At 40.2% G+C, this 12,264-nt stretch carries 7 protein-coding genes and 1 tRNA gene; 2 read left to right on the top strand and 6 right to left on the bottom strand.

The features are described 5' to 3' along the window. Positions 1-32: 32 nt before the first annotated feature. The 4 genes from metG to E4O04_RS05490 form a co-directional block, all read right to left on the bottom strand. Complete coding sequence (metG, locus tag E4O04_RS05505) at positions 33-2,417, bottom strand: methionine--tRNA ligase (protein ID WP_253710454.1); 2,385 nt, start codon at positions 2,415-2,417, stop codon at positions 33-35. 74 nt (positions 2,418-2,491) lie between these two features. Next, a tRNA-Sec gene (locus tag E4O04_RS05500) sits at positions 2,492-2,580 on the bottom strand. A 31-nt stretch (positions 2,581-2,611) separates the two neighbouring features. After that, positions 2,612-4,486, bottom strand: coding sequence for an ABC transporter ATP-binding protein (locus E4O04_RS05495; RefSeq protein ID WP_253710452.1), 1,875 nt, complete (start codon positions 4,484-4,486; stop codon positions 2,612-2,614). Beyond that, a complete protein-coding gene (locus tag E4O04_RS05490) occupies positions 4,483-6,345 on the bottom strand; it encodes an ABC transporter ATP-binding protein (protein WP_253710450.1) in 1,863 nt (620 codons plus the stop codon). Before E4O04_RS05490 ends, E4O04_RS05495 begins: the two co-directional genes overlap by 4 nt. A 141-nt stretch (positions 6,346-6,486) precedes the next feature. On the opposite strand from E4O04_RS05490, the gene E4O04_RS05485 reads away from it, so the two are divergent. Beyond that, on the top strand, positions 6,487-7,251 hold the full coding sequence (locus E4O04_RS05485; RefSeq protein ID WP_253688129.1) for an Rpn family recombination-promoting nuclease/putative transposase: 765 nt from the start codon (positions 6,487-6,489) through the stop codon (positions 7,249-7,251). 302 nt (positions 7,252-7,553) lie between these two features. Here the strand turns inward: E4O04_RS05485 and E4O04_RS05480 are convergent, their stop codons facing one another. Together E4O04_RS05480 and E4O04_RS05475 are read right to left on the bottom strand one after the other, a co-directional pair. Further along, the gene (locus E4O04_RS05480; RefSeq protein WP_253684965.1) at positions 7,554-8,714 is read right to left on the bottom strand and encodes a formylglycine-generating enzyme family protein; all 1,161 of its coding nucleotides are present in this window, start codon (positions 8,712-8,714) and stop codon (positions 7,554-7,556) included. A 387-nt stretch (positions 8,715-9,101) separates the two neighbouring features. Further along, on the bottom strand, positions 9,102-10,721 hold the full coding sequence (locus E4O04_RS05475; protein ID WP_253710448.1) for an ATP-binding protein: 1,620 nt from the start codon (positions 10,719-10,721) through the stop codon (positions 9,102-9,104). A gap of 146 nt (positions 10,722-10,867) precedes the next feature. Between E4O04_RS05475 and E4O04_RS05470 the strand changes: the two genes are divergently transcribed. Continuing rightward, entirely contained in the window at positions 10,868-12,208 is a 1,341-nt protein-coding gene (locus E4O04_RS05470; protein ID WP_253684968.1) for an MATE family efflux transporter, read from the top strand. The last annotated feature ends 56 nt before the right edge of the window (positions 12,209-12,264 follow it).

Here is a 12,264-nt window from a genome sequence, read left to right as displayed (position 1 = left end):
AAAGGAGCATCCCTTTTTTAACGATAACCGGCCTAGCCGGCTTCTCCGGTTTTTACCTTTTCAAGCTTCATTTCTTTTCCGGCAACTAAAAGTTTTTTGCCCTCAATTTTAGGAATATAATCTTCTATCAATATTGGAGCGGCAAAGAAGGTGTCGGCATCTATTGCAGCAGGCTTTTGTGTATAAAAGGCTTTTACTGCCTCAGGATCGGAAGTGTCGGCATCGCCTTCAAGGATTACGGGAGTGCCGGGAGCCGCCCAAGGAGCTTGGAGAAGTTCGACATGTTCTTTTTCTTCTTCATCATACCAGCTTGCCGCCAAAAGCATTCCCCTAGATTCGATACCGCGCATTTTTCGAGGTTTTAGGTTGTCGGCAATTATGACGGTTTTTCCCAAGATTTCGTCTTCTTTTAAAAAGGGAACGAGACCTGAAAGGATTGTTCGCTCTTCTCCTGAGCCGTCATCGAGCTTTTCGATGTAGAGCTTATCCGCATCGGGATGCCTTTCAACAGAAACTACCTTAGCCGTTTTTAAGGCAATCTTCTTTGAAAAGAGCTCTGCAGGAGAGAGTTTTTCTTCTTTTTCGGATGCGGCAGGAGCATCGGACTTTGAGGAGCCTGATTTTTTATCGGCTTTTGAAGAACAGCCTTCTTCCGATTTTTTTCTGTCCTTTTGACTTCCCGAATAACGCTCCCTGTAAGCATCTATGGCCTTATTTTCAAGGGTTTTAAAGATGATGACTGGGCTTTCTATTGTTTTAAGCCCTCCCCTTTCGCCCAAATTTTTCCATGTAAGGAAAGCTCCGTCAGGCTTATTGAATTGCGGGGCCTTGCCGTCAAATATGTTGCCGGACCAAATCTTTTGACCGAAAAAGCCTGCGGCCTGATCGGCGTATTGGGGCATGTAGGGATGAATTAAGATTAAAATATCCTTTATGAGGTAGCAAAGTTCAGCCATAAGGGCCTCGGCATATTCGGGATCGGTTTCGCGCCTCTTCCAAGGCTCTCCATCCTGAAAGGCCTTGTTTGCAACGGAAGAAAGAGCAAAGACCTCATGGAAGGAATCCCTAAGCTCCGCCCAGTCGGAAAGGCAGGTTATCTTTTTAAAGCTTGCAGAGGCTGCCTCTCTTAAAGATTGTACCATATTTCTTATGTCTTCCCGAGCCGATTTTGCTCCGTCAACTTGAGGTATTTTACCCTCATAGTAACGGTGAACGAAGGTAGCTGTCCTGTTTACAAGATTGCAGAGGTTTCCGATAAGCTCGCTGTTTACGCTTTCTTGAAAATCCTTCCATGTAAACCGGGTGTCGTTCTTTTCGGGGCGGTTATAAAAGATGTAGAACCTCCACATATCGGCAGGGATGCCGGATTCTTTGGCATCGTTTCCGAAAACGCCCACGCCCTTAGATTTTGAGAACTTACCGTTCTCGTAATTGAGGTATTCGGTTCCCGACATATGAAAGAGTTTTGTCCAGTCTTTGCCTGAGCCCAGAAGAGAACAGGGGAAGATTACCGTGTGGAAGGGGATATTGTCCTTTCCGATAAACTGAAAAAGTTCAACGTCTTTTTGATCAAGCCACCAAGCCTTCCAATCCTTGCCTGCAAGGTCGGCCCAGCACTTTGTAATGGAAATATAGCCTATGGGTGCGTCAAACCATACATAAAAGACCTTGTCTTCAAAGCCTTTTTTGGGTACGGGGATTCCCCATTTAAGATCCCTTGTGATAGCCCTTTCCTGAAGCCCGTCGCGCAGCCAGCTTTTTGACATTTGAAGGGCGTTGTTTGACCATTTGCCCTCCTCTGCCGTCTTAGGCATCCATTTTTCGTATTCGGGTACGATTTTAGGAAGGTTTATATAAAGATGGGTTGTAGAGCGCAGTTCAGGCGAAGCCCCGCAGGAAGAACAACGCGGCTCTTTTAAATCGGTAGGATCTAAGAGCTTTCCGCAATGCTCGCACTGATCGCCCCTTGCTCCGTCATAGGAACAGGAGGGGCAGGTACCCAGCACATAGCGGTCGGCCAAAAAACGCTTACATGAGGGGCAGTAAAGCTGCTCTATTGTGTGTTCGGTAATATAGCCGTTTTTATCGAGGTCATTAAAAATTCCCTGAGTTATTTCTGTTTGCTGGGGGGTTGAAGTTCTTCCAAAGTAGTCGAAAGCAATATTGAACCAGTTGTAGATATCCGCATGGATAGCGTGATAGAATGAACAGAGCTCTTCGGGGCTCTTATTTTCTTCTGCAGCCTTTGTTTCGGTTGCAGTTCCATATTCATCGGTGCCGCAAATATACAGGGTTTCATATTCTTTTAGGCGGCAAAAGCGTGCAAATACATCAGCGGATAATACTTGAATTAAATTTCCCAGATGGGGAAAATTGTTTACATAAGGCAAAGCCGAGGTTACTAATTTTCTTTTCATGGGGATAATTATGGATTATTATGAGAAAAAAATCAACTACCTTGATAAAAATTAGTTTTAGCCGGTAGAAAGGACGGAAGAGGCAGGAATCGAACCTGCCATTGCGAATTATGCAACCTACGGTTTTGAAGACCGCGGGAGCCACCAGACCCCATCTGCTTCCGCAATGAATATACACAAAATCAAAGCCTTTGTCAAGATTTGTCTTGATAATATTGGGCTTGGGCGTTCCATAATTTATTGTAAAGGCCTTGTTCAGCTAAGAGCTTTTCGTGGCTGCCTTCTTGGGCTATTCGGCCTTCATCAAAGACCAAGATATGGGAGCAAAACTTACACGAGGAAAGGCGGTGCGAAATATAAAGGGAGGTTTTGTTTTTTACAAGGCCGTCGAATTTGGAGTATATTTCGGCTTCGGCAATGGGGTCGAGGGCGGCTGTAGGTTCGTCTAAGATTATAAAGGGAGCATCCTTATAAAGGGCACGGGCTATTGCAATTTTCTGTCCCTCTCCGCCCGAAATATTTACGCCCTCATCATCAAAGTTTTTATAAAGATAAGTTTCTTCCTCTTTTTTAAACTTAGAAAGATCAAGATCAGCCTTCTTTAAAACGTCCAAGACCTTAGGTCTATCGTAAGCCTCTCCGCCGGAAAGGTTTTGAGCAAGAGGGAGGGCAAGGAGTTTAAAATCCTGAAAGACGACGGAAAAAAGATTTAGGTATTCTTTATAGTCATATTCTTTTATGTTCCTTCCGTTAAAAAGAATTTCACCTTCCGTAGGGTCATAGAGGCGGCATAGAAGTTTTACAAAGGTGGTCTTGCCGCTTCCGTTTTTACCGACTACGGCAAGCCGCTCGCCCTGCTTTAGGCTAAGGTTTAAGTTTTTTAAAACTCTTCTTTCGGAATCGGGATATGAAAAGGAAACGCTTTTAAACTCGATTGTGTTTTCGGCATTGCCGGAATAATCGAGGGGAGCCTTATTCATGCACATTCCGTTTTTGATATCCAAGAAGTCGAATAAATCCTTTAAAAAAGCCCTATTGTTTTTTGCCTCGCCTGCGACCGTGAAGATTTCGGTGAGGGCGGAAGAAAGAGCCGTTATACTTGCAGCATATTGCATGAGGTTACCTGCCGGGAAGGCTCCTCCCAGAGCTTTTAGGCCCACAAAGCCGTAAATGACTATTAAAAGGGAAGTCGAAACAAAGGCAGATAAAAAGGCAAAAAAGCCCATTTCTTTTTTAGCGCATTTTGCAAGTCTCCCTCCGGGCAGAAAAATATTAGTGGAAAATCTTATTATGTTACCCTCTCCTTGCTGGCCGTACATACGCACATCCATTGCACGATTTTTTTCGTTAAAGAGTCTAAAGAAAAAACTAAACACCCTGTTTCCTTCTGTGGCTTCCTCCGAAACAAGGGCCCAGTAGGAGTCCGACATTGTTTGAAGTTTTGCAGGAATGATAATTAAAAGCACAATGCTAAAAAGAATTACAAAGATAAAAAGGGGATTGTTTAAAAAAAGCAATTCCGCAGTCTGAACCTTAAAGCTAAAAAGGCTTATACTCAAGGCTGCCGACGTGATTACGGAAGTAAGATGGGTGGAACACTTTGTATAAATCCAAAGAATTTTGTACAATCCCCAGCCTCCGTAATTTGAATTTTGCCATATCCTTGTATAAATCTCATTTGTTTTTGCGGATTCCGCATCTTGAAAATCCATACTTAAAAATTTTTGAACATAGATGTCTTCTACCTTGTAGTCTATACTCCGTCCTTCATAGTTTGCCCATCTTTTAAATAAGGAAGAAACAAGCATACAAAGAGCCGTTAAAATAAGGGAGAGCAGTACCAAGCTTTTGATTTTCGATAAATCGCCTTGTCCCGAATAAATTAAAACAAGCTCGTTTACAATCCTTGCCGAAAAGAAAATACCTATAAAGGGCAAGAGACTCGTAAAAACTTTTTCTCCAAGCACGGAAATAAAAAACAAAGGAGCCTTTTTAAATAGGAGAAAAAAAGCCCGCCGATTCAAGCCCTTGTTATGTCTTTTTTTATTATCTTTTTTTTCGGTTTTCATAAATTTCCTCCGTCTTCTTTTAAATCATCATGCAATTCTTTATCCTGTTCTTCTTTATAATACTTGCTTTGTACCTCAAAAAGATGAGCATACTCCCTGCCCTTTTTTAAAAGAGCATCATGGGTGCCTTCTTCGATTATTTTTCCGTCCTTTATAAAAATAATCCTGTCGCAAAAGCGGGTGGAAGCAAGCCTATGCGAAATAAAGATAGAGGTTTTATCCTTCGATAAATCGTTATACTTGGTGTAAAGCTCATGTTCAGCGATGGGGTCTAAGGCAGCGGTAGGTTCATCCAAGATTAAAAAGGGCCTGTCCCGATAAAGAGCCCTTGCGAGTAAGAGCTTTTGAGTTTCGCCGCCTGAAAGTTCTACGGCATCAAAGAAGACATCCTTGCAAAGACGGGTTTCTTCTTTTTGCGGAAGACTTTGAACCTTATCGTAAAGCCCCGAAAGTTTTAAGACCTCTTCAATCCTCTCCTTGTTAATGCCTTCTCTTGTTTGCGTAATGTTCACCGCAATACTTGTAGGCAATATCGAAAACTCCTGAAAGACTGCACTAAAACACTTATAGTATTCGTCCCGGTTAAAGTCTTTTATGTTTCTTCCGTTAAACAAGACCTCTCCCTCGGTGGGGTCATAAAGGCCGGTAATCAGCTTTACGAGGCTTGTTTTTCCTGCTCCGTTTAAGCCGACAATGGCAAGTTTTTCTTTAGGCTTCAAGGTCAAATTAAACTTATCCAAAACGGGAGTTCCGCCTTCAGAATATAAGAGGCTCACGTTTTTTAGCTCGATGACGTTTTCATTTTTTAGAGGAATTGCTTCGCCTTTTTCAAAGCGATAATCTTCTTTAAATTCAAAAAATTCTCTGAGGCGGGAAATATCAAGACTTTGCTTATGCAGAACCGAAACCTTATTTAAGATACCGCTCACCCATTGGGTAAAGGTTCCCGCTGCGGCAAAGTAAAGGATAAATTGGGGAACGCTTATATTTTTTTGCAGGACAAGACTTATCAGCCAAAAGTAAATGAGTCCGTTTCGCAAAAAGGTTAAAAGAAGATCTGCAAGGTCGGCAAAAAAATAACGCTTTTCTCCTTCGAGGTGAAAATTGCTGTAAAGCCTTAAATGCTTTTCGTATAATTCTTTAAGCCAAGATTCCATTCCGAAAAGACGGATATCCTTTGCTAGGTTTTTATTTTTCCCGATTTGGGTTATATAACGCAAATGATTTACATGCTTATTTTCCTCATCACGCTTTTTATACATCCAAGAGCTTACACTGTTGGTAATAAAAAAACTCACACAAGCCGTCAAAAGGGTAATTAAAATGATATTAAGGTTTAAGGAAGCAAGGATGATAAGATAGATGATAAAGCAAAGAAGGTATTGAAGAAGTTCCTGCAAGGTAGTCCAAACCGCTTCGGTTGCTTCCGAATTACCGTCTGTAACATCCATCGCCTTATTTTTCTTTGCTTCAAAATCCTTATTATCAAGGTTATTATAGGAGGTGGTCATCGCCTTATCGCCTATCATAAAAATAAGCTCACTCCTTACGCCGATGCGCCCAAAAAGATGGTTTGTCTGCAAATAAGAAAGGAGACCGCGGAGGAGCATCAAAGAAAAAGCAAAGCCGAAAATAACCATTAAAAGATTTTTAATAGCCGCATTATTTTGAATGAGGGTTAAAACGGCAGGCGCAAAAAATATCGAAATTAAATTATCGCCCGCATATAAAAGGGCTTCCAGTAAAATCAAAACAGGCACAGACTTATAAGTTCTAAAAGATGTTTTAAGCATAAACAAAACATTGCTTAAAATCCCGTATTTTATAGGTTCTTCTTTTTTATTTTCCTCTTTTTCCATAGGCTAAAGATGATAACACAAAGAGGGGGAAGTGTCAAAGGCGGATTTACAAAAATCTTTTTCAGGTTTTACTATTTTTTTCAAATAATAAGTATAAATATAATGAGAGGGGAAATATGAAAAAATTAATTGGAGAAAGAAATAGTAAAAAGATTTGAAGATTTGACATTACAAGACGATTTTATGTTTTGTAAGGTTATGCAAAATCCGAAGCTATGTAAAAAACTTATCGAAATAATACTATCTGATACGATAGGTAAAATTGCGTATGTTTCGGTACAGCATAATATTAGCACCTATGAACAGGCAAAGTCTATCCGATTTGATGTCCTTGTTCAAACAGAAGACGGAAAATTTTACGATGTAGAAATGCAGGTCAGCAACGAAAGAAATATCCCCAAAAGAATGAGGTTTTATCAAGCTGCTATGGATATTTCTTTTTTGGATAAGGGCAATTCTTATAATGCTTTAAACGACAGCTTTATAATTTTTATCTGCACCTTTGATGCTATAGGGAAGAAAAGGCCGGTTTACACCTTTGAAAATCTCTGTATTGAAGATAAAAACGTATCTTTACAAGACGGCACAAAAAAGATTATAATAAATGCAACAGCTTTTGAAAATACTGAAGACAAAGAATTAAAGGACTTTTTAGAATATCTTAAAACAGGTAAAACAACAAATGAATTTACAAGGAGGATAGAAGAAATGATACAAACAATAAAAAACAATGAACAAGCAAGGCAAGAATATAGATTGATGTCTACTTTTGAGATGGATGCCAGAGATAAAGGGGCTCATGATAAAGCTATAGAAACAGCTAAACTTATGAAAAAAAGAGGGTATCCGATGTCTGAAATTTTGATAATGACAGGTCTTTCCGAAGCAGAAATAGAAAAACTGTAAATTAAGGATATAGTGAGTTATTTAACCGCAAGGGGTGCAAAAATCGCAAAAATTTCGAAGCCGCTAAAGCGGCTAAAATGCAGTTTATCTCCTTTTTCAAAGATTTTACTACACCAACCAAAACATTTTGCCTGTTCGGTTTCACCGCTTCGGGCGGCTTACGCTGCTTAACCGCCACGGATGGCGGTGGTTCCATACTTACGAGTTTTTTGCGAAGCAAAAACACTCGAAGCTCAAAAATGTACAAGGATGTACATTTTTGAGCAAGTCCCCGGCAAAATGTGTACCCCTTCTGGGGTACCCTAGGGCCGGCAAGCCAACCGCAATCCAATATAGTCGTTCCTTTCGTCAGGATAGCCGTTGTTCCGTGCGCCTACAGTGCAGTAGTCAGCGTTGTTGTCCCAACCGCCTCCGCGCACCACGCGGGTACTACCGTCAACAGCTCCTTGCGGATCCGTCACAAATCCATCTCCATCAGGTTCATCCCCTGCTTTAGGATCATTATTCCACCAATCAAAACACCACTCCCACACATTTCCTGACATATTGTATAGGCCCAAGTAATTAGCTCTTTTTTCTCCCACAGAATGCGTTTTTCCTCCGGAATTGTTATGATACCATGCAACTTTACCCGTTTCGTCCGTATCCCACTTGTCCTTTGCCCCGCTTGCGCTCCATAGCTTTGTCAAATATAAGTCTCCGTACTTTTCGGCATTTGTGCTGTCGCTTCCCTGCCAGCGGGCTGCATATTCCCATTCCACTTCGATCGGAAGTCTGTAGCCTTTTTTGTTCATATCGGCATAGGCATTATCACATGCAGATGTATCATTTGCACTTTTTAACACGGCAGTATCGACTTTGCTTTTTCGGTATACACATTCGGCATCTGAGCCTTTTACCATCTCAGTATAGGCATTGCACCATACTATACAGTCCCTCCAAGAAATATTGGTTACAGGATGATTTTTGTTTCCCGTAGGAGGCTTACCGATATTTGCATAATTAGGCCAAGAACCACCGCCTGTGCCGTCCCAGCCTTCAAGCCCTTTGTTGGCAAAGGTGTAGCCATTTCCTTCTGCCCATACTCTTACCTCATACCACTTCTCATAGGTTACCTCCGTCTTGCCCAGCATGTAGGGACTCAATTTTACCTTCCTATCTTTGATAAACACGCCCTTCCAATAATCTTCAGTTCCTGGCAGGGTGCTCTCATCGGGAGCTACTCCTATAATACCGTTGGCAGAAGGGGTTATTTTTACATAGTCGCCGGCGTCTTCAAAAGAGCCGAAATCAGATGGTGTAACCGATCCTCCACTCGGAGTACTTTCTCCTCCTAAACCGCCTGCAGTATTCGGGCAGGCAGTCAATAAGACAATAAAAACTCCCGCAGCCAACAACAATGAAGTAAAACTTACTGCCCGATTTAAGACCTTAGTCTTAAGTTTGAAATTAGTGTTTTCCATAACTAATTTTCTCCTTGTTAAATATTTAAATTTATACAAAAAAACCGCAAGACAGAATAAATCCGGTCCTGAGGTTTTTAGATTAAGGAAAAATTTTATTTATAACCTTTGCACAGCTCAAGTGACTTTGCGTCCGTTGCGGTTTATTTTCAAAAAAGAAACAAAATATATGAGAAAAATATGTATTAAAAATTTTAATTGGAGATATTTTATTTAATAGATAAATTGGGGGGGGGGGTAAGCCATAGCTAATATTTTTGTTTTATCACAAGCCCTTAAAAGGGAAAGAGAAAAAATTAATGTTAAGCAAAAAAGAGCGTTTACCATAAAGGTGAGTATACTCTACAAACTGCAAAATGTCAAGATAAAAAATTTGCGAGCCCTTTTCTAAACTTCCTCGGCAACCCATGTATCGGCGGTTTCTTCGTCGATGCCGTCGGCGAAGACTGCACCTATGAGGACTATCTTTTTCCCGCTCATCTTGTGGGGTTCGGCATAACCCTTGTCTTTTATCTGTTGGACAGCTTGGGCAGGTGTTCCCGAATTCATAAGCTTAAACTCAAAGATGTAAATAGTATCATCGGTGTGAACTACGCAGTCGGCCCGCCCTTTTGAGCTTACAACTTCAGTTTGGACAAACTGCCCCATGAGGCTAAAGAGTATATAAAAGGCTACCTGATAATCTCTTTCCCTCATCTGCACATTTTCCTTTGAAGCCATACTGTAAGGAAGACCTGCGCAGGCCGTGTACATTCTTTTCATAAAAGATTCGATGTTGCCCTTTTCTATATCCCTGATAAAATTTCCTATAAATAAGCCGCTTGCATCCTTTGAAATTGAGGTATAGTCCGGCACAAGGTTATCCAAAAAACCGTATTTTACCTCGTCATTGGGGAAGCCTAGCTTGTACAAGCCCAACCTTTCATCATAATCTTTTATAGTCAAATATCCCGACTGGAATAAAACGGGTACAGGGTTATTCATATCGGGACGATAGTCCTGTAGAGAGTTTTCACTCATTTCGGCATTTTCCAAAATATCGCGGATACAGATTTCTTTTTGTTCTTTTAGGGTTCTTACCAAGAAGGTCGGGGTTCCTGTTGAAAACCAATAAAAACCCGTTTCTTTTTTTGCAAAGGCATTAATCAAACTAAAGGGATTGTACAAACTCTCTCCTTCAGGATGAAAAAGGTAGCCGTCATAACGTTTTTTCAGCAGAGCAAGGGCATCTTCATAGCTTAGCTTTCGGTCTTCTGCCAGTGCTTCAATTTCGGGTTTAAAAGCATCCTTCATTTCGGTTTCGGTAATACCGCAGATACCTGCATATTTTTTTTCAAGGGAAATATCCCGCAAATTGTTTAAGTCGCTAAAGATGCTGACCTTGCTGAATTTCGTAACTCCCGTTAAAAAGGCAAAGCGGATATACTCGTCGCAGGATTTAATAACCCCGTAAAAGCCCTTTAAGATACGCCTATACTCTTCATTTAAGGCTTCATTTATAATCATGGTTTCAAGGAGAGGCTTATCGTACTCGTCTACAAGGATTACAACCTGTTTACCGGTTTTTTCATAAGCTCGGCGGATAAGACCAAAAAAGCGCTCAGACAAGGATCTTTCAGACTCGTTACGGCAATATAAATCTTCCCATCTGCAAAGATAATTATGTAAAAGCCCTTCTAAATCTTCCCTTGTTTCATATTTTGCAGGATTAAAATCCAGATGAAAAACGGGATATTGCACCCATGCTTCGCGCCCTTCGATTTCAGCATATTTTTGCTCTGCATCTTCTATATAAAGCCCTTTAAAAAGTTCTTTTTTACCTAAAAAGTAGGCCTTTAATGTAGAAAGAAAAAGACTCTTCCCGAATCGGCGTGGACGGCTTAAAAAATGAACTCGGCTTTCAGCTGCAAGATTAAAAATATATTCCGTTTTATCTACATAAATAAAGCCATCCTTACGCAAAACTTCAAAACTTTGAACACCTATAGGCAGCTTTCTATTGGTCATTTTCTACCCCCTTGCGAATTAATTATAGCATATTTTTTAACTTTTTATAAGAGGAAGGTTTTATCCAATATTGACAAGCCTCAATTTTATCTCTATTATACAGACTACACATTGAGCAATAGTAAACCTCAAAACGGAAAAAAGCTATGAACAAAAAAAACTTGGATCTTACCGAAGGCGTAATTTGGAAAACGTTGATAATTTTTACACTCCCCATCCTGGCAGGAAACTTTTTTCAGCACTTATACACGGCGGCCGATGCCGTTATTGTCGGAAAGTTTACAGGTAAGGAGGGCCTTGCTGCTATCGACTCCGTTTTCAGTTTATTAAAATTACCCATAAACCTTTTCGGAGGACTATCGGCAGGTGCGGCAATTATTATCTCCCAATTATTCGGTGCAAAAAAAACTAATGAACTTTTTGATGCAATTCACACTTCGATAGGCTTAACTCTTATTCTCGGCATAAGTCTTTCAATAATAGGAGTTCTTATTTCGCCCCTGCTTCTTTTTATGATGGGAGTTCCTCAAGATATTTTCGATATGACATTAAGCTATGTCAGAATTTATTTTGCCGGAATGGGAGTTTCTCTTTTTTATAATATCGGTTCGGGAATTTTGCGTGCAATGGGAAATTCCAAAACTCCGTTTTATGCTTTGATAATTTCTTCGGCATTAAACGTAATTTTAGACTTGATTTTTATAGGAATTTTTAATTGGGGAATAGGAGGAGCTGCACTTGCAACTGTAGTTTCGCAGCTTATAAGTGCCGTAATAATTCTTTTTGCTCTCACCAAAAAAAACGGTCACTGTCCTCTAATCCTTAAAAAGATAAAAATTGACAGATTTTCTTCCATCAATATTGCAAGACTGGGACTTCCTATCGGCATACAGTCCGCCTTTTTCCCCATCGCCAATATGATAATTCAAGCAACGGTAAATGGAACGGGAACATCCAATATTGCGGCTTGGGCTCTTTGCGGCAAACTGGATTTTTTAGTTTGGATTTTACTTGAAGCTATGACATCATCGGTTGCAACCTTTGTTGCGCAAAATTACGGAGCCAAAAAATATGATCGCATCAAAGAGGTTGTACGATTGGGTCTTATTATGTCAAGTATTATAATAGGAAGCGTTTGTGTAATTCTTTATTTTTGGAATTTGCCATTGGGAAAACTTTTTATCAACTCAAAGGACTATGAAGTTCTTATAATCACCGAAAGGCTCATGCACATTCTCGCTCCTTTTTATACGGTATTTGTATTTGCAGAAATTCTTTCGGTTGCTATTCACGGAACAGGAGAAACTTTTAAGCCCATGGTCATAACCCTCCTTGGTGTTTGTGCTTCCCGCATTGCTTGGATATTTTTATTTGTCCCTATAAATCCTGTCGTCGAAATGATTGTCCTGGCATTTCCTATCTCATGGACTTTGACAAGCATTATATTTACGGTTTATTATTTTTTTTACAGAAAAAAGATTTGTTAAGAGAAGAAAGAATTTTAAATTGTTTGAAATATCTAACTTGACCAAAATAATAAAAA

It is taken from the genome of Treponema sp. OMZ 799 (genome assembly GCF_024181365.1).
Taxonomy (GTDB): Bacteria; Spirochaetota; Spirochaetia; order Treponematales; family Treponemataceae; genus Treponema_B.
This window is presented reverse-complemented; position numbering and strand designations above follow the sequence as displayed.

Bases quoted from the DNA above. Each gene is read 5' to 3' on its own strand.
- E4O04_RS05470 (WP_253684968.1), top strand. From the start codon at position 10,868: ATGAACAAAAAAAACTTGGATCTTACCGAAGGCGTAATTTGGAAAACG.
- E4O04_RS05495 (WP_253710452.1), bottom strand. From the start codon at position 4,486: ATGAAAACCGAAAAAAAAGATAATAAAAAAAGACATAACAAGGGCTTG.
- E4O04_RS05475 (WP_253710448.1), bottom strand. From the start codon at position 10,721: ATGACCAATAGAAAGCTGCCTATAGGTGTTCAAAGTTTTGAAGTTTTG.
- metG (WP_253710454.1), bottom strand. From the start codon at position 2,417: ATGAAAAGAAAATTAGTAACCTCGGCTTTGCCTTATGTAAACAATTTT.
- E4O04_RS05490 (WP_253710450.1), bottom strand. From the start codon at position 6,345: ATGGAAAAAGAGGAAAATAAAAAAGAAGAACCTATAAAATACGGGATT.
- E4O04_RS05480 (WP_253684965.1), bottom strand. From the start codon at position 8,714: ATGGAAAACACTAATTTCAAACTTAAGACTAAGGTCTTAAATCGGGCA.